Here is a 17,812-nt window from a genome sequence, read left to right as displayed (position 1 = left end):
GGCGGTCGCCGTTTCGCCGCGATAATGTCGAGGGCGACCGATTCATCGATCAGGCGCCGTTCGCCCAGCGCGATGAGCGGTCGCACATGCAGTGATCTGTTAGGTCAAAGCCGTCGGCTTTTCGAACGGCAACGGCCGCGCCCCGCTTGCCGCTATGGCGCTACGCGCGGTGGCGACGTTCTCTGCCGGCGCATCGATCACCACCAGGATGCGTCCTGCTTCCACTTCGTCTTCGAATTGACGCCGTACCGGATCATCCACGGCGGAGCCCGCCAGCGCCGTGGACCACGCGCCCAGCACGCCGCCGCCCGCAGCCATCGCAAATGCACCGGCAACCGTGATTCCAAGCGGTGGAATGGCCACCGCCACCAGACCGGCGATCAGGCCGACCACTGCGCCACCCGCGGCGCCTTTGGCGGCGGCCGGGTAGAAATCGCCTTCGACGATCTTGCGTTCGTCCGGCACCATGTCCGACTTGTCGGAGCGTGCGACTAGCGAAATATCCTCATCGGCGATACCGGCGACACGTGCGCGATCCATGGCGGCGCGTGCGCCAGCCATGTCGTTTACGCTGAACACTACGCGCTTCTTCATGGGCAAGTCTCTTTGCGGGGAAACATCGCGACGCTACGCAAGGAAGCCTCAAGCATGCGTGATCCGGCCGTGAACGCACCAAGTCACGTGCCTGCACGCATGCGCCATGCATCGCGCGTCAGATCATTTCCGTGTCGTGCAATAACTCGCTCAATGTCGATTCCAGCTTCGGTCCGACAAAGTGATCGTCTGCCATCCAGTGCAGCGTTGCCAGCAATGCGGGGTCGCTGCTGACGACCAAGCTGCCCCGGTCGCGACATTCATCGCAGGGCGATGCGCGATCGGCCAGATATTTATTGGTGATCTGATTCATAAGTGCGATCCGGCCGGTACAGAAGCGGTCGCGGGCTTGGCAGGGCTGATGACGCTTTGGTTAGGAGCAGGCTGGCGTGGCGTAGTCGACGTGGGCGAGGTTGAGGGCACGCTCGGGCCAAAAGGCTGCTGCACTGTGGGGTTTCTGTCGTGACACGCGCCGACGGCAAGCATGCTCATGCATAGCAGCGCAGTGGCAACCCTGCTTCTACTGGACGATGGCGATAAACGTGCGAGCGTTTTCATAGCTGCACCGTGCCACGCGCAACCTGAAAAAAGCGCATGGATAAGGTCAACGGTACGTACCTGTAAAACACACCTTCTTTCGACGGCGGGCGGCGTAACCATGGCACCCTGATGTCCCGGAGATGCCCATGAGTTCCACCAACCAGTACAGCATGCGTGACCCCACCACCCAGTATCCGCGCCCGCCATTCGAAGAACAGCCGCAAAAGGCCCCGGGGCTCGCCAAAGACATGAGGCCACGCCCCGACCACGGCGAGGACAGTTACGTCGGCTTTGGACGGCTAAAAGGCCGCAAGGCGCTCATCACCGGCGCCGACTCAGGGATTGGCCGCGCTGTGGCGATTGCTTTCGCACGGGAAGGCGCGGACCTCACGTTGAACTATCTTCCAGAAGAGGAAGCCGATGCCAGGGAGGTCGTCGAGTTGGTGCGCGATAGCGGTGTACAGGTGCATACGGTGCCCGGCGACATCAAAGACGAAGCGTTCTGCAAACAACTGGTGGATAGCGCCGTAAAAAACATGGATGGCCTGGACATCGTGGTGAATGTGGCCGGCAAGCAGGCCTATCAGGAAACCATCCTGGATATCACCACGGAACAGTTCGACCAGACGTTCAAGACCAATGTCTATGCATTATTCTGGATCTGCAAAGCTGCCGTGCCGCATCTTCCACGCGGCGCCACGATCATCAATACCGCCTCGATCCAGGCGTACGATCAATCACCTATCCTGGGCGATTACGCACCCACCAAATCAGCCATCGTCGGCCTGACCAAGGTGCTCGCCAAGCAGCTGGCCGATCGCGGTATACGCGTCAACGCCGTGGCACCTGGACCGATCTGGACACCGCTGCAGCCTTCCGGCGGACAGCCGCAGGAAAAGATAAAGGAGTTCGGCAAGAACGTTCCACTCGGCCGCCCGGGGCAACCTGCCGAACTGGCGTCCATCTACGTGTTTCTGGCGACGCAGGAATCGAGCTACGTGACGGCCGAAGTGTTTGGCGTGACGGGCGGCCATCCGTTGCCATAGCGCCGTATTACACAGGCATTATTGCTGCTGTGTATAGCACCGCTCTTCGTAATGGTAGCCGGTGCTGGCGCCATAGTTCTCCTGGGTAGTGCTGCCAGCGTAGCTTCGGGCCGCACCGTTGGAGGTCGCAAGCGAGTTGCTCGTGCCGGCGGTATATCCACTACCGGCAGCCGTCGTACTCGCCTCCGTGCTTCCCATTTGCGGACTTCCGGCCGAGAGATTTTGTACCTTGACGCGCCGGCACACTTCATGAGGTTGGCCGACGCTGGGTGCACTGGGAGCGCTTGGACTCGCCTCTTGCGCCGCGGCAACACCGATGCCCGATGTCATTAGCCATCCGAGCGCCGCAACACTTGCTATCGTTCGTGCATTCATGACCATGCCCATCTCGTTATGAGGGTTCGATTATTTTTCGGTAAATGTGAGGCCCGGGTCACGGAGACGTGAGGGCGTTCAACTTGGCGCCGCGCCACGCCGATACCCGATGTCGAGTGGCTAATAGAGTGGACCGGTCGGCGTCTCGGCGACAATCGCTGCGTGCAGCTCGCGCGAGAGCTCATCCACGGTGAACGGTTTGCTGATAAGCCTGACGCCCTCATCCAATACGCCGTTGTGCACGATGGCGTTGCGTGAATAGCCGGTCATGAACAGCACGATCACATCCGGGCGAACGTCGCGAATATCGTCGTACAACTGCCTTCCGTTGCCGCCTGGCATGACCACGTCCGTAAGCATCACGCTGATGTTCCGATCCTCGGCAAGCAGGGCACGCGCGGTTTCCGCGCTGTCCGCTGCAATCGCTTCGTAACCCAGCTCCTGCAGCGCCGTGACAACGAAGTCGCGCACGTCTGCATCGTCTTCCACCACTAATACCTTTCGATGCTCGACATGCGAGGCATCCATGATCGAAAGCGCCAGGGAATCTTCCTCCTCTTGGGAGATATCCCTAGGCACATACAGTTTTACCGTGGTGCCTACTCCGGTTTCGCTATAAATCTTCACGTGCCCATGCGACTGCCTGGCAAAACCGTGCACCTGGCTGAGCCCCAGCCCCGTCCCCTGTCCAACCTCCTTGGTGGTGAAGAACGGATCGAACGCGCGGCTCACCACGTCCGGTGGCATGCCACAGCCGGTATCGGTCACGGCGATCATTACGTATTGCCCGGGCGTGACATCGCTGTGTATCTCGGTATAGCTACGGTCCAAACAAGCATTGGCGGTTTCGATGATAAGTCTGCCTTCGCCGCTCATGGCGTCGCGCGCGTTTACGGCAAGGTTGAGCAGCACGCTTTCCAATTGCGGCCGATCGACAAACGCCTTCCACAAAGACCCATCGTGCACGGTTTCAATGCTGATGTTTTCACCAAGCGAGCGCCGCAGCATGTTTGCGATGTCTTTCACGCAGCGTTTGATGTCGGTGGGTTTCGGTTGCAGAGGCTGCTGGCGCGAAAAGGCAAGCAGGCGCTTGGTGAGCTCCGCCGCGCGCTCTGCACCGGTCAGTGCGTTTGCTGCCAGCCTGCGGCAACGCATATCACTTTCGGGCAGTCGCCTGATCACCATTTCCAGATTGCCGATGATAATGGCCAGCATATTGTTGAAGTCGTGCGCCACACCGCCGGTCAACTGCCCGAGCGCCTCCATTTTCTGGGCTTGCCGCAACTGCAGTTCAGCCTGCTCGCGATGATCGATCTCCTCCAGCAACACTTTGTTTTTGTCGCGCATATCATTGGCGTAGCGACGTGCCTTGAGCACGATCACAAGCCCCAGCGTACCGGTGAGAAGCGTCAGCACCACCGCTGCGCTCGTGAGAAATTCACGATGCAACACCGCAATGGACGTCCGCTCGGACAACATGTCCAATTCGGCGTGGTCAAAATCGGATGCCAGATCCCTGATGCGTCCCATCAGATGGCGCCCGAGCTCTGTCCGCGCCAGCAACATGGACGCGCCGTTATGGCCGAGTTGGCGTTCCTTGATACCGCTGGACAGTTCATCCATTTTCGCCGCGATGAGCGGATAGAGCCCATCCAGCTGTTGTTGATGGGCCGCGCTTTGCTCAGTGAGCTGGCGCAGCTGACCTTCCAGCACAGGCAACCTGGCCTTGGCCTGGGAAAAAGGTTCGAGATAGCTGGTGTCGCCGGTGAGCAGATAGCCGCGCTGCCCCCCCTCGGCTGCCTGCACGGTGCCCAGAAGTTGCTCGAGCGTCTGCCGCACGAGCATGGAATGTTGCACCAGACGATCGGCCCCCATGCTGGCGATGGCGGCGAATATCACCAATGCGCACACGCACAGCAGCAGCACGAAGCCGCCGATAAGCCCGAGCCGAATGCGCACCCGCGCCGATTCGTGTTCCATTGCCTTGCTCCGACTTCAGTCGGGCGGCAGGGCCATCCTTGCGCGCGCGCTCCCGATGATCAGACCATCATCTTTTGCAAGAGCGATGACACCTAATCTCGCCAATGCAGCCAGGTTTATGCGTGCTCCGTAATGGCCGCCAGCAGAGTCTTGCGGTCAAACGGTTTGGCTAGATATTTCATCCATGACTGCCACCCCTCTTCCGGAGGCTCGCTATCGCCGGACATCACGATCATCGGGCACTTGAGACCCTCCTCGTGCATGGCCATGCCCATCTCCACGCCACTCATGCCCTGCCTGAGGTTGAGGTCGGTCACGACCACACCGATATCAGGGCGCAGCGAAGCCACTTGCATGGCTTGTTCGGAACTGTTGGCAGCTACCACTTCGTAGCCAGCATCCTCAAGCATGAACGCGGTCACCTCGAGCACATCCCGATTGTCGTCAACGAGCAGAACAGTCGTCATACCATCCCCACCCGATCAGTTTTGCCGATGCCGGCGACCCTGCCGATGCTCGTCGGCGCCGACCCAAATAAAATAATGAACACGTGTTGCGTCTGTCGACAATAGCGAAAACGGGGACGGACGTTGTGAAGAGTAAGTCAACGTGTTCCACCATTCGTTATCGGTGCGAACCTTCCTTCACGGACGGGCAACCCTTGCATGACTAGCTTGACCATGGATCTCCTGGCGGCGCGAATGTGTACAAACGAATAGGCTGGATTGTATTTGTGCTGATTCTGGCGGGGTTTATCCTCGCCGGAGCGTATCGCGCCATGCGCCATCAGGAGCCGCGGCCGCCGACACCCCACGCGCCACCCTATCAGTAACACCCGTTACCACTGCTCAACACGTTCACTATGTACGCGTTCGGCATTCGGGTAGCGCTTGAGGGCATGCATCTGGGCGCAACCGGCACAGACCGATTTGTAAGCGTTCTGCACCACTGACCGCGATAGCGTGGAAAGCTTTTCATTTGTCAGCGCGCGCTCGTATTTCGCCTTAACACGCTCTTCGCCGCGTTCTACTTCGTCGATCAGCGCAATGTAGCCGTAGTCCATCGCGTGACGCACATTGCCGAAGATACGCCGTGTAAACGATACGTTGCGCGCGCTTTCGATCATCGGATTACTGCTGATCGCGCCAAGCTGGCTCTGCAGTGCCTGCGTAATGCTCTTGCGCTCCGTCGACAGATGCTCGAACAGCGCGCGGACGCTTGGATTGCCCACGTTTCCGGCCACTTTTTTGTAATGCCTGGCGCTGTCCAGCGTCGCCCCGATCAAGCCGTTCAAGATCCTGACATCATCATCGCCTGCGTTCATGGACAACCTCCCCGCCGAGACGCCTATCTTGGACGCACGGCCGTTCATGCACGGCAGAAAGGACGTAAAAAATTCTTGGAACTACGCATCGAGCCCCACTTCAGGCACTTCATGCAGGTGATGGTTACCGTCACTCGGAGCAATCGGATTGATGACGCGCGATGCGCCACCCTGCACCCCCAGCGTGGTGCCGTAAGCGATCGGCAAGGCAGCATGCCCATGAGCCGTGGACGGAGGCAGCGGGAGCACGGATGCTCCCGCTGCTTCTATCTTTCCCTGCGACACGCCATCACACGCGCACAAAACACCCTTCCCTGCACATACACGGCAGAGAAGGGCGTGTGCAGGTAACCGCGTTACCCTGACTTAATGCCCGGCCGTCGACGCCGGCGCTGGCGCCGCTGCGGTTCCGCTGGCGGGCGGCATGCTGGCTGTGCCGCTAGCCGGTGGCATGGCGGCGGTGTGCGTCGGTGCCGGCGTTGCTGGTGCCGCGGCCGAAGCGGCGGGGGGAGGGCTATTCTCACCCGAGCCTCCACCGCTGTTGCACCCGCCGAGCGCCAAGCCAATACCGGCAATTGCAATTCCAAGTGCCATGCGATTCATGATTCTCTCCTGACGTGACATGTGATTTTTCGCGTCGTGCCGTATGGGCCGTAACCGATCATCCGATGCTGTCCCTAACCCCGGCGACGCACCTGATGCAACAGAACGATTGCGGCCTCACAGTGATCCCCTTGTATGCAAGGCTTTGTGCAGTAATTGTCAACGTCTCGTTTGAAAAACCGAATGGACGCTGACAAACCGCCCTATTTGCCCTGCGCAGACGGGGTTAACTGAATAAATACCATCGCTGCCTTTTTGCGTATCTCCCTCAACCCAGTAATGATCTTGCAGCCGCGCAAACGTGGTCGACCGTAAATCCGTATTCGCGTACGACCGTTTCGCCTGGCGCCGAGGCGCCAAAACGGTCGATACCTAACATGACACCCTTGGGCCCGATGTATTTGTCCCACCCCTGCGATGCTGCCATCTCGACCGCCACGCGTGCATGGACGGATGGCGGGAGCACCTTGTCGCGCTCCTCCTGCGACTGTGCCTCGAACAACTCATGGCAGGGCATCGAGACGCAGCGAACGGCAACGCCCTCCTCGCTCAGGCGTTTGGCCGCCTGAACGATCAGCTGAACCTCCGAGCCCGTAGCGATAAGGATCACCGCGGGGTGCCCATCAGGCGGATCGGCCAATACATACGCGCCCCGGCGCAATCCTTCGGCCGACGCATAGCGCGAGCGGTCGAGGGTCGGTAGTTTTTGCCGGGTCAACACGAGCAACACCGGCCGGTCAGGCGTTTCCACCGCCACTTTCCACGCCACGGCCGTCTCGTTGGCATCGGCCGGGCGAATCACCAGGGAATGGGGTAGCGCCCGCAGATTGGCCAGTTGCTCGATGGGCTGGTGCGTGGGGCCATCCTCACCCAACGCGATGCTGTCGTGCGTAAACACATGCACCACGTGCAAGCCCATCAATGCGGCCAGCCGGATCGGCGGTCGCATGTAGTCGGAAAAAATCAGAAACGTGGCGCCGTAGGGAATGAATCCGCCATGCGCGGCAAGGCCGTTGACGATCGACCCCATGGCATGTTCCCGCACGCCGAAATGGAGATTGCGGCCGCTGTAATCGCCATGTTCGACCGCCGACTCGCGCTCGCCCGCTTCACCGGTGCGCGGCGGACGAAAATCGCCGAATGCGTTCAGCGCCGTCTTGGTGGACGGGTCCAGATCGGCCGAGCCACCTGTCAGTGCTGGGAGCTTGGGCGCCAGTGCGTTCATCACCTTGCCGGAGGATTCGCGCGTGGCCAGTCCCTTTTCGTCAGGTTCGAAGAAGGGAACATCTGCGTCCCACCCTTCCGGCAGCTCTTCGCGCAACCGCGTTTGCAGCTCATTGCATAAATCAGGATGGCTGCTCTGGTAGTCGTTCATCAGCTGGACCCATTCGGTCTCCCGATCGTGACCTCGCGCAGCCTGCTTGCGCATGTGCGAAAAAACCTCGTCCGGCACAAAAAAATCCGGCTCCTCCGGCCACCCCAGTTTTTCCTTGGTTTTTCGCACATTTTCCGCTCCAAGCGGCGAACCGTGCGCCTTGTAGCTGTCCTGCAAGGGTGAACCGAAACCGATATGCGTGCGTACGCGAATGAGCGATGGGCGTGCCACCTCCCTGCGTGCCTGGCTGAGCGCGGCATCGATGGCGGCAAGATCGTTGCCGTCCTCCACCGTTGCCGTATGCCAGCCGTACGCCTGGAAGCGCTGGATGCGGTTTTCCGAAAAAGTCAGTTCGGTACTGCCGGCAAGCGTCACATTATTGTCATCGTAGAAACAGATCAGCTTGCCCAGTTTCAACTGGCCGGCCAATGACGCCGCTTCGGATGCCACACCTTCCATCAGGTCGCCGTCGCTGGCCAGCACATAGGTGTAGTGGTCGATGACCGTGTAGGTGTCGCGGTTGTAGAGTGCCGCAAGCTGCGCTTCGGCGATCGCCATGCCCACTGCGTTCGCAAAACCCTGCCCCAACGGGCCCGTGGTCACTTCCACACCGGCGGTATGTCCGCGTTCCGGATGGCCGGGCGTCTTGCTGCCCCATTGGCGAAACTGGCGAATGTCATCCAGCGTCACGTCGTAACCGGCAAGAAACAGCAATGCATACAGCAGCGCCGATCCATGCCCTGCCGATAGCACAAAACGATCGCGATCGGCCCAGTGCGGGTTGCGCGGGTTGTGCTTGAGATAACGATCCCACAGCACATAGGCCATCGGCGCGGCGTCGAGCGGAAGTCCGGGATGGCCACTATCGGCCCTCTGCACCATATCCACGGCGAGAAAACGAATCGTATCGATGCACTTCTGATCGAATTGAGAAGACATAGGGGGGTGTCCGGACGTCCTGGGAGGTGACGCGGCTCAGATGCTTTGCGTGGCCACGCAGGCGTCATGGCCGCAACTGCATTGCGTACCTTCCGCGCGCAGCTTGTCCGCCTGGCTGCAATGGTCACTGCAATATTGACCCATTACTGGAACCTTGCATTGGCAAGGTCCATAGGCGCATTTGTGATCGATCTCCATGCGGATCTGGCCTCTTGTGGACGATGCCCGACTGGACAAACCGAACGATGCGATGAAGGCGGTTTTCATGAAGTGAAAATAAGATCGCCGTGATGGCGACACGCGCGCAAAACAGGCACCGTTACCCGGCCGGGAGCGTGAGGTAAAACTGCACGCAGTGTTTTGCCAGCGTGAACATATTCGGTCACATCGTGAGCGCGCGAACGGATGCCACTTTCGCCTTTGGCATGAACGTCAATCCGGCAGAAGCATGTTTCGCTTATCCGCTGCGCCGGATGGCACATGGAAGCAAGCGTGACGACCGCACCATGGCCATGAGTGTGGCCACTGTCAGCACCGCGCTATCCACCCATCGCAGCACTTATCACCGCTCATTACTCAGCGAACACACGCATACAGATGCGGCCGCCACCACTGAATGGTTCGCACGCGGCCGACCATTAGGTCTGCGAGACAAATCGACTCATGCTGCACTTAACCAGATCGTGAATAACCACGCCGCCGAGCTGGCCATTAATGATGTGTTCTGGTCATTCAGTTTGATCTTTGCCTTCGCCGTGATCGCGATATGTCCTGGCAAACCGCCCTTTGTCATCAGCGATCCAGCAGGTGAGTGAAGTGCGCTGACATGCAGCAGACACATCGTGTTCACGCCTGGGTCATCGCCCGCGTGAATGATTCATGCACGGGAATACAGGATGCCGCGCACCACGGAGGCGGTAATGCATGTACTCGTCGTTGAGTCCGATCCAGATACCAGAGAGCTTCTTCATTACGCACTGGCGAATGAAGGTTACGACGTATCCCAGGCGCACAGCGTGTCCGATGCGCTACGGTTATCACGCATCCACCCAGACATAGACGTCGTTGTGGTCGACATGCACCATTGCCGCCGCCCTTCCAGCATGGAGGTGGCACAGCAGATACGTCGACGCCTGCGTCACGGTCAGTACGTGCTCGCCTCGGGCGAATGGGATGCACTCGAAGGTACATGCCAGGACGACACGACCGTGCTGCGCAAGCCTTACGGCAAGACCGAACTGCTGCGCGCCATTGGGCGCTGCCTGCTCCGGCGCGGCCGCGCCACCACCCGGCGACGCGCATAACATCCAGCAAAGCGTTGTCGCCAACGTCACGCACGATAGGAAATAAAGAACCCCTCTGCGTGACGTGGAGTCCATCATGGCGCGCCCAATCTGGAGCGGTAATCTCACCTTCGGGCTGCTGAACGTACCCGTCTCGCTGATGTCCGGCGAGCGCGGCACCGACCTGCATTTCCGTATGCTCGACAGTCGCGACAAAGCACCCGTTCGATACGAGCGCGTCAATGCCGAAACCGGCGAAGAAGTGCCATGGAAGGAGATCGTCAAAGCGTTCGAGTACAAAAAGGGCAACTATGTGGTGCTCGAACCGGGGGATATCCAATCGGCGGCGACCGAAAACCGTGAATCCGTGGAGGTGGAAGCGTTTGTCGACGCCGACAGTGTGGGGCCTGAGTATTTCGAGAAACCCTACATACTTGTGCCCGGCAAGAAAGCCGAAAAAGGCTATGTGCTCTTGCGCGAGACACTCAAGCGCACCGGCAAGATAGGTATCGCCCGCGTGGTGATCCGCACGCGCGAATACCTCTCGGCGGTGGTCCCCAGAGACGATGCCCTGACCCTGATACTGATGCGCTTTAAACAGGAACTGATCGACATCGATGAATACCAGGTACCGACAGACGATGTGAAGCACTACCGCATTACCGAACGGGAACTTTCCATGGCCGAGCAGTTGATTGAATCGATGACGAGCGATTGGAAGCCCCATGAGTACAAGGATGAATTCCGCGATCGGCTCAAGAAAGTGATCGAGAAGCGCATGAAGGCAAAGGGTGCACTGGCAGCTATCGAGGAACCCGCCGCCGAAGAGGCTGAGGTCTCTACCAACGTGGTCGACTTCATGTCCTTGCTGAAGAAAAGCATCGATACGAAGAAGCGGACGCCGGCCAAGAGCACGACGCGGCCTAAATCATCGGGGCGCGCTTCAAAGAAAAGCAAAGCTGCGAAGAAGAGCGGCTCGCGGCGCAAGGCGAGTTAGTCAATAGAACTGGGAAAAGGTGTGGCCTCACGCATCGGCAAGACGCGCATCGGCATTTCCGGCTGGCGCTATCCACCTTGGCGCGGTGTCTTCTATCCGGAAACGCTCCCGCAGCGTGAGGAACTTCACTACGCGTCGCGGCAGTTCGTGACCATCGAGATCAACGGCAGCTTTTATTCCCTGCAGAGCCCTTCCAGTTACCAGCATTGGTACGAAGACACCCCACGGAACTTCGTATTCGCGGTCAAAGCGCCGCGTTACGTCACGCACATCCGACGCCTGAAGCAGGTCAAAAAACCGCTCGCCAACTTCTTTGCCTCAGGCTTGCTCGCACTGCGCGAGAAGCTAGGTCCGCTCCTCTGGCAACTGCCGCCCAGCCTCCGTTACGACGGAGATGTGCTGGAGACATTTCTTGCCCAACTGCCCCGTGATACCCAGGCGCTGGCCGCCATGGCACGGCGTCACGACCGCACGATCAAGCAGGCGATGCTGACGCCCGACCGCAAGCGCAGCGTGCGTCACGCGATGGAAGTACGTCACCCCAGCTTTGTCAGCGAAGGTTTCATCGCCCAGCTTCGCCGGCACAACGTGGCCCTGGTGGTGGCCGATACCGCGGGCAAATGGCCTTTCCTGGAAGATGTGACGGCAGGCTTCATGTATTTGCGCCTGCACGGCGACAAAGAGCTTTATGCCAGCGGCTATACCCAAGCCGCGTTGAATCGCTGGTGCAGGCACATCGATGCATGGCGCATGGGAACTGAGCCCAACGACGCCCGCCGCTGCAGCGAAAAGCACCCGCGCAAACGGTCAAGTCGCGACATCTACTGTTACTTTGACAACGACACGAAGGTCAAAGCCCCCTTCGACGCACATGCACTGGTGAGGAAATTAGCGTGACTATCCAAACATCCCGGTCACATTCAGTTGCCCTGTTCTTGACATATACCGTTGCAAGTTAGCGTCAACGGTGTGCATGCGCCTTGATGGCGTGATCTGCACGTACCGGTATCGCCACGCTAACCGGCGGAGCAACCGTGAGTCTTCGGGAATATCAGCGCAAGCGAAATTTTCAATCCAGCAAGGAACCACGGCCCGATACCGCCGTCCCCGAGGGCGCGCGCGCTTTGTTTGTGGTGCAGTTGCATCACGCCTCGCGTCGCCATTTTGATTTCCGCCTGCAGATGGGCAATGCGTTGAAAAGCTGGGCCGTTCCCAAGGGGCCGAGCTACAACCCAAAAATCAAACGCCTCGCGGTGGAAGTGGAAGATCACCCGATGGCTTACGCCGATTTCGAAGGCGAGATCGAAGAAGGCTATGGCAAGGGGCATGTCGATCAGTTCGACCGTGGGGTGTGGGCCACGGATGGCGATCCGCTTGCACAGCTGAAAAAAGGCCATCTCCGGTTCGAATTGTTCGGCAAGCGCCTCAAGGGTAGTTGGCACCTGGTGCGCAGCAGCCGCAAGGAGCGGCAGCCATCATGGTTTCTGATCAAGGCCGACGACAGCTTCGCCAGCAATGTGGAAGCTGATGAACTGATGGATGCGAAGATGCGCGAAAGCACGCGCAAGGCCGCCAGATCGGAAAGCACGCGCGCGGCGGCAAAAAAATCCACCGCACGCGTGCGCAAACCGCCTTTCAGGCGCAAGCTGAGCAAAGCCGGCTTGATCAATGATGCCAAATCGCTTGAGCATGCAAAAAAAGCTGCACCGAGCGCCGCGTTCTTCAAGCCTGCATTGACCCAGTTACGCACCGAACCGCCCGCCGGCGACAATTGGCTGCACGAGGTGAAATGGGATGGTTACCGTATCCTCACCACCATCGCGAAAGGCAACGTAGCACTCTGGTCACGCAACGCGTTGCGCTGGGATGAAAAGATTCCCGACATCATGCAGGCGATCGAATCATTGGGCCTCGATTCGGCGCACCTGGACGGCGAACTGATCGCTACGGACAACCAGGGCCGCAGCGACTTCAACGCACTGCAAAAAACCTTGTCGGGTGAAGCACAGCGTCCGCTGGTCTATGTGCTGTTCGATATCCCCTACTTGGAGGGTTACGATCTGTCGCGCGTAGCGTTGCTCGATCGCAAGGCGCTGCTTGAACGCATGCTTGGCCATGGTCGCCAGCATCTTGCGCTTAGCACGCATACGCGCGGCAACGGTGAGGAAGCGATGCAGCGCGCGGTGGCGCATCGTCTCGAAGGCATCGTTTCCAAGCGCGTGGAATCGGGTTATCACGCCGGACGCAGCGGCGACTGGGTCAAGATTAAACGACTGGAAGGCGACGAATTTGCCGTTGTCGGCTATACGCCACCCAAAGGCAGCCGCAGCGGCTTCGGCTCGCTGCTGTTGGCAAAACCCGATCCGGATCGGCGTGATGGGTGGCTGTTTGCCGGACGCGTTGGCACCGGCTTTACCGACAAGACGCTGGCGGAAGCGGCCAAGCTGGTCACCGCCCATGCATCCAAAAAAGCGCCGGCGAATCTCTCCGGCATCGACCCCCTGCTGCGCGATGCCCGCTGGGTGATACCCGCCTTGGTGGTGGAGGTGAATTATCGCGGCATGGGCGGCAACAACCTTTTGCGACAACCGAGCTTGAAGACGCTGCGCATGGACAAGACTCCCAACGATCTGCGGAGCACGGACCGTGCCCCCGCAAAGGCCTCACGCTCAAGGGCGGCGAAAAAGGGTCCAGCCAAGCCGCCCCGCGCAGCGACGGTCGCCGGTACTGGCGTCGTCACCATTACGCATCCGGATCGTGTCGTTTATCCAAGCGATACGATCACCAAGCAGGACGTCGCCGATTATTACCGCAGCATCATGCAGTGGTTGTTGCCTGGCCTGATCGAGCGTCCGTTGTCAGTCATCCGCTGTCCGGAAGGCGCGGAGAAACCCTGCTTTTTCCAGAAGCATCCGATCCAGGGCCTGCATCGCGTAGGCACGGTCCGACTAAAAGAAGAGAAAGGCTCCCAGGCGGTCTACATGTATGCCAAAGACGCCGATTCCATCATGGAACTGGTGCAGTTCGGCACGCTTGAGTTTCATGTCTGGGGCACCACGATTCAGAGCCCAGACACCGCCGATCGCGTGGTATTCGATCTGGATCCTGCTCCGAAGGTGAAATGGGAACGCGTGGTCGCCGCTGCGCGGCTGCTACGAAAGTGGCTGGATCAGATCGGTCTGCAATCGTTCCTGCGCACCACCGGTGGCAAAGGCCTGCATGTGGTCGTGCCGCTCAACCCCGCCTGCCCGTGGCAGCAGGTGAAGGACTTCGCGCATGCGATCGCAGCCACCATGGCTACTGCCTATCCGGATGAATTCGTCGACACTGCCAGCAAGGCCAAGCGTGCCGACAAGATCTTCGTCGACTACCTGCGCAACAGTCGCGGCGCAACCAGCATTGCCAGCTACTCGCTACGAGCCCGCAAAGGCGCGCCCGTCGCCACACCGTTGCGATGGGAGGAACTATCGAAGATCGAACGCGGCGATGCCTTCACCCTTCACACGCTTCCCAGGCGCCTCGCCCGCTTGCGCAAGGATCCCTGGGAAGGCATCGGCACAGTGAAACAGTCGCTCGATACAGCCATCAGGCAATTGAACAAGCACTCATGAATCTTTTTGTCGACCCACGGAGACTCGCTCATGACGACCACGCTGGATAAGCCACTAAGGCGCGAAATCGATGTAGAGGGACAAGCCTACACAGTGGTGATGGACGCGCAAGGAGTAAAGATCACGCGCAAATCGCACCGCAAGGGCATTGAATTGAAGTGGATCGATCTGGTCACCGGCGATGCGGCGGTGGCGGCGGCGTTGAACGCGTCTACGTCGGAGAGTGATTGAAGGCCCGATTCGTTCGGGTTCGTCGCCCCTGCGAAAAGCGGGGCGACGAAAAACAACCGGCGAACTTCAAGCCACTGCGCGGCCCGGACTATGACGCTTTGCGGGTCCGTGCTGCCTTCTTCGCCGCGGCGGAGCGTCCGTGCGCCCCTTTCGTCCGCGCTGCCTTCTTCGCCGCTGCCGAACGCGACGATGCGCTTCGTTTGGAAGCGGCTCGCTTGGCGTGCGCCGACAGGGAACGCTTTGATGCAGAGCGTGTTCCTTCCCGACGCAATGCACGCGATGACGCACTCGCACGTTTGGCAGTGGAATCCCCGCCGGTTGATCGCTTGGCCGTTGCGCGCTTTCTGCTGGTGGTGGATGTGCCAGCGCTGGCACGCTTGCGCGATGAACTTTTCTTGGATGATTTCTTCCTTGGCACTTTGATGCCGGCACGCCGCGCCTTCGATAAGCCGATGGCGATCGCCTGCTGCGGCGAGCGGGCACCGTGCTTGCCCTTGCGAATGTGCTCTATCTCCTCATGCACGTATTCACCTGCCTGGGTGCTGGGCGCTTTTCCTTCGCGCTTGTCTTTTGCAGCCGCTTTGCGAGTCTTTTTCTCAGGCATGTCGTCTCTCCCCATGAGCAAGCGCAATCAGCTTTACTCGCGTGGGCGTCGATGTGCTGTCAAAGCACATCACGATGCGCGTTTGCGAATAAGCGTGATGCGTCCATTGGGTTCCAGGCGCGCGGTGCTGATGGTCTGGATATCTTCCAGGCCCTGCGTATGCAGCGCGCGCCGGAACGCCGCCTTCGGAAGGCTGACGCGTTCAAGTGCACCCGGCACCAGTTCGCCCTCGTGCACCAGCACGGTGGGTTTCCCTTCCACGAGGCGGTTCAACCGCGGCGAGCGCGTGCATAGCCATGCGAGTACGCGATCGGCGGCAAGGATGGACGCCACGGCGATCAGGCCGCCTTGAAACGAGTTGTCCGGACCGATGATCGTGTTGCGCAATGTGCCGCCGATCAGCACGAGCACGACGATATCGAACGTGGACATGTCGCTGAAGGAATGCCTACCCACGATGCGCAACATGATCAATAGGGCAAGGTAGGCACCGATGCCGCGCAACACAAAATGCCACCACGGCATGGCCAGTACGAATGTGCTCATGACGGACGCTCCTTGAGGACCCTGACGGAATCTCACTATGTCCCGGCTGGAGGCGAAAAAGGAGTCGATCGGGCGTGAATGCGTGCACGGGGTGATAGAAGTGAACCCATGCGTCAACCGTCACAGGAATTTCCTCCCGCCTGTACACGCGCGCGCTCAGAGTGGAAACCATTCTTCCAAGGCGTGACGGTGAAGTCGATGAAACGCACCCGGCCAATACATGCGCAGCTTCGTACGCTGTGGATGGCAGAACGCGCGCTTGCTGCGCATGCAGAGGTGCCGGACCCCACCCCTAAAACGCCACCCGCGCCGACACCGTCTCCGGGTGTGCCTGAACCCGCGCCCGAACCGCCGCTGCCAACACCGGAACGTCCGCCGCTTACCGATCCCGAACCGCCGCCCGCGCCCATCGGCGATCCGTCCGGAACGCCGCCTGTGCCGCAGGCGTTGATCTGATCGGTAAAAGCGCCTCGGCTTTCGCCGTAATGGCGGCAATGCAACGCAACCACCTAAAGCGCGTTCGCCAACGCCAAATGATGCTGCAAAGTCGGCAGCGTGCTCGAGGCAAAGCCCTTGAGGTCAGCATCGTTACCGGAAGTGGATTCCGATTGGAATAGCGCTACCGCCGCGTGGTGGTCGCTCAGCATCATTGACGCGTAAGCCGTGTCGAAATCCTTGCCCTGCAAGGACTGCAGTTTGGCGATGGCCGCTTCCTGCGTTTGCGTGGGCGTCGTCGCGAGCGTATAGCCGTCTTTCTGGGCAATCGATTTGAGTTGATCATTGGCCTTGGTGTGGTCGCGAATCATGGTGGCCGCAAAGCCCTTGATCTTCGACGATTGTGACCGCGTGGCCGCCAGGCGGCTTGCCAATATCTCCGTCTGTCCCGCTGCTGATGCAACCATCACAAAGCGGGCGTCCTGAGCGGTATGTGCACCCGATGCGCCTGTGGCCGGCGTATCGGCGGTGGCAGTTCCATTTTGCGCCCAGACAAACGGCGCCATCATCAAGGTAAATACCAGCAGAACAAGCGTCGTATGGATGGATGATCGATGAATCGGTGGCATGATCCAAACCTCCCGCGCATATGGCGTGTGCATAGTTAGCATCGCCCGCGTGACCCTTGCGTATGCTGCGAGCGAACACCTGCGTGACATTGCGCTAAACGCAAAGGGCCATGAACGGTATTGCTCACGCGTGGGTTATGGTCGAAGGCCTACATTGCATGACAAAGCAATTGTCGAGGGAGCATGGTCATGGCCGAACTCGTTGTCGCCTGTTTCAATACGCAATTCGATGCCAACGCCGCGGCTGAAAGGCTGCTATCCAGGGGGCTCCGACGCGAGCAGATCGTCCTAGCCTTCGATGAAAGCGTGGGTGGCGCCCCGTCCAGCTCCAGTGCGCCGACTACCGTGGTCTCCAAGGCGAGCCACACGGGCACCGTGGATACGAGCACGGGGCGGGAAAAATCCAAACGCGTGTTTACCTCTTCGCGTACGCCCGACCTACCCGACCCCGCGTTGATAGGACACACCACGCTGGTGATCGAGTTGCACGGGGAGATGTCGATGGATGACGTGTGCACGCTGCTGGACGATGCCGGCGCCAGCTCCATCAGCTCGCAAAAACGCGACAAGCCACCCGGCGAAAACCCGTCGATGTGGCCGTCTGTGGGCGCCGCCTCGCCTGAAGACGTTCAGCGCAGCAAGGATGCATCCAAGGGCGGATCGTCATTGGGCGCGCATCGTCATCGCTGAAAAGGATGCC

Annotated in this window: 20 protein-coding genes; 9 read left to right on the top strand and 11 right to left on the bottom strand. The window is 59.7% G+C overall.

Features of this window, described 5'->3' with window-relative positions:
- Nucleotides 1–99: 99 nt before the first annotated feature.
- Both DWU98_RS12635 and DWU98_RS12630 read right to left on the bottom strand, forming a co-directional pair.
- Nucleotides 100–594 (bottom strand): hypothetical protein, encoded by a 495-nt coding sequence (locus DWU98_RS12635; protein ID WP_115495931.1) that lies wholly within the window; start codon nt 592–594, stop codon nt 100–102.
- 118 nt (nt 595–712) lie between these two features.
- Nucleotides 713–907 (bottom strand): hypothetical protein, encoded by a 195-nt coding sequence (locus tag DWU98_RS12630; protein WP_115495930.1) that lies wholly within the window; start codon nt 905–907, stop codon nt 713–715.
- A 373-nt stretch (nt 908–1,280) separates the two neighbouring features.
- Between DWU98_RS12630 and DWU98_RS12625 the strand changes: the two genes are divergently transcribed.
- Nucleotides 1,281–2,180, top strand: a complete 900-nt coding sequence (locus DWU98_RS12625; protein WP_115495929.1) for an SDR family oxidoreductase — start codon at nt 1,281–1,283, stop codon at nt 2,178–2,180.
- An 18-nt stretch (nt 2,181–2,198) separates the two neighbouring features.
- Here DWU98_RS12625 and DWU98_RS12620 read toward each other — a convergent pair whose 3' ends face one another.
- From DWU98_RS12620 to tkt, 6 genes are all read right to left on the bottom strand, one after another.
- Nucleotides 2,199–2,510, bottom strand: coding sequence for a hypothetical protein (locus tag DWU98_RS12620; protein WP_115495928.1), 312 nt, complete (start codon nt 2,508–2,510; stop codon nt 2,199–2,201).
- A gap of 165 nt (nt 2,511–2,675) precedes the next feature.
- Complete coding sequence (locus tag DWU98_RS12615) at nt 2,676–4,535, bottom strand: CHASE3 domain-containing protein (RefSeq protein WP_115495927.1); 1,860 nt, start codon at nt 4,533–4,535, stop codon at nt 2,676–2,678.
- A 116-nt stretch (nt 4,536–4,651) separates the two neighbouring features.
- Nucleotides 4,652–5,002 (bottom strand): response regulator, encoded by a 351-nt coding sequence (locus DWU98_RS12610; RefSeq protein ID WP_115495926.1) that lies wholly within the window; start codon nt 5,000–5,002, stop codon nt 4,652–4,654.
- A gap of 371 nt (nt 5,003–5,373) precedes the next feature.
- A complete protein-coding gene (locus DWU98_RS12605) occupies nt 5,374–5,859 on the bottom strand; it encodes a PA2169 family four-helix-bundle protein (RefSeq protein ID WP_158545048.1) in 486 nt (161 codons plus the stop codon).
- Nucleotides 5,860–5,940: 81 nt separating this feature from the next.
- A complete protein-coding gene (locus tag DWU98_RS21975) occupies nt 5,941–6,108 on the bottom strand; it encodes a hypothetical protein (RefSeq protein ID WP_158545047.1) in 168 nt (55 codons plus the stop codon).
- 622 nt (nt 6,109–6,730) lie between these two features.
- Nucleotides 6,731–8,776 carry a transketolase gene (tkt, locus tag DWU98_RS12600; RefSeq protein ID WP_115495924.1) on the bottom strand — a complete coding sequence of 682 codons (2,046 nt, stop codon included), beginning with the start codon at nt 8,774–8,776 and terminating at the stop codon, nt 6,731–6,733.
- 368 nt (nt 8,777–9,144) lie between these two features.
- Between tkt and DWU98_RS12590 the strand changes: the two genes are divergently transcribed.
- The 6 genes from DWU98_RS12590 (at nt 9,145) to DWU98_RS12565 (ending at nt 14,898) form a co-directional block, all read left to right on the top strand.
- Nucleotides 9,145–9,591, top strand: coding sequence for a hypothetical protein (locus DWU98_RS12590; protein ID WP_115495922.1), 447 nt, complete (start codon nt 9,145–9,147; stop codon nt 9,589–9,591).
- An 81-nt stretch (nt 9,592–9,672) separates the two neighbouring features.
- A complete protein-coding gene (locus tag DWU98_RS12585; protein WP_158545046.1) occupies nt 9,673–10,080 on the top strand; it encodes a response regulator in 408 nt (135 codons plus the stop codon).
- Nucleotides 10,081–10,156: 76 nt separating this feature from the next.
- Nucleotides 10,157–11,056: a non-homologous end joining protein Ku gene (ku, locus tag DWU98_RS12580; protein WP_115495920.1), complete on the top strand. Its 900-nt coding sequence runs from the start codon at nt 10,157–10,159 to the stop codon at nt 11,054–11,056.
- Nucleotides 11,057–11,077: 21 nt separating this feature from the next.
- The gene (locus DWU98_RS12575) at nt 11,078–11,953 is read left to right on the top strand and encodes a DUF72 domain-containing protein (protein WP_230474829.1); all 876 of its coding nucleotides are present in this window, start codon (nt 11,078–11,080) and stop codon (nt 11,951–11,953) included.
- Between the two features lie 137 nt (nt 11,954–12,090).
- Nucleotides 12,091–14,667, top strand: a complete 2,577-nt coding sequence (gene ligD, locus DWU98_RS12570) for a DNA ligase D (RefSeq protein ID WP_115495919.1) — start codon at nt 12,091–12,093, stop codon at nt 14,665–14,667.
- Nucleotides 14,668–14,697: 30 nt separating this feature from the next.
- A complete protein-coding gene (locus DWU98_RS12565) occupies nt 14,698–14,898 on the top strand; it encodes a hypothetical protein (protein ID WP_115495918.1) in 201 nt (66 codons plus the stop codon).
- A gap of 88 nt (nt 14,899–14,986) precedes the next feature.
- Here the strand turns inward: DWU98_RS12565 and DWU98_RS12560 are convergent, their stop codons facing one another.
- Nucleotides 14,987–15,502, bottom strand: coding sequence for a DUF6496 domain-containing protein (locus DWU98_RS12560; RefSeq protein WP_115495917.1), 516 nt, complete (start codon nt 15,500–15,502; stop codon nt 14,987–14,989).
- Nucleotides 15,503–15,571: 69 nt separating this feature from the next.
- Nucleotides 15,572–16,048 carry a DUF421 domain-containing protein gene (locus tag DWU98_RS12555; protein ID WP_115495916.1) on the bottom strand — a complete coding sequence of 159 codons (477 nt, stop codon included), beginning with the start codon at nt 16,046–16,048 and terminating at the stop codon, nt 15,572–15,574.
- A 108-nt stretch (nt 16,049–16,156) separates the two neighbouring features.
- Between DWU98_RS12555 and DWU98_RS12550 the strand changes: the two genes are divergently transcribed.
- Nucleotides 16,157–16,504, top strand: coding sequence for a hypothetical protein (locus tag DWU98_RS12550; RefSeq protein ID WP_230474828.1), 348 nt, complete (start codon nt 16,157–16,159; stop codon nt 16,502–16,504).
- A 53-nt stretch (nt 16,505–16,557) separates the two neighbouring features.
- On the opposite strand, the gene DWU98_RS12545 is transcribed toward DWU98_RS12550, so the two are convergent.
- Nucleotides 16,558–17,112 (bottom strand): DUF4142 domain-containing protein, encoded by a 555-nt coding sequence (locus DWU98_RS12545; protein WP_158545045.1) that lies wholly within the window; start codon nt 17,110–17,112, stop codon nt 16,558–16,560.
- A 189-nt stretch (nt 17,113–17,301) separates the two neighbouring features.
- Here DWU98_RS12545 and DWU98_RS12540 point away from each other — a divergent pair, with 189 nt between their 5' ends.
- Nucleotides 17,302–17,802, top strand: coding sequence for a hypothetical protein (locus DWU98_RS12540; RefSeq protein WP_147293313.1), 501 nt, complete (start codon nt 17,302–17,304; stop codon nt 17,800–17,802).
- The last annotated feature ends 10 nt before the right edge of the window (nt 17,803–17,812 follow it).

The sequence above is a fragment of the Dyella monticola genome (genome assembly GCF_003363155.1).
GTDB classification, from domain to species: Bacteria; Pseudomonadota; Gammaproteobacteria; order Xanthomonadales; family Rhodanobacteraceae; genus Dyella_B; species Dyella_B monticola.
Note: the sequence above shows the minus strand (reverse complement) of the source record. Positions and strands in the feature narration are given on the sequence as shown.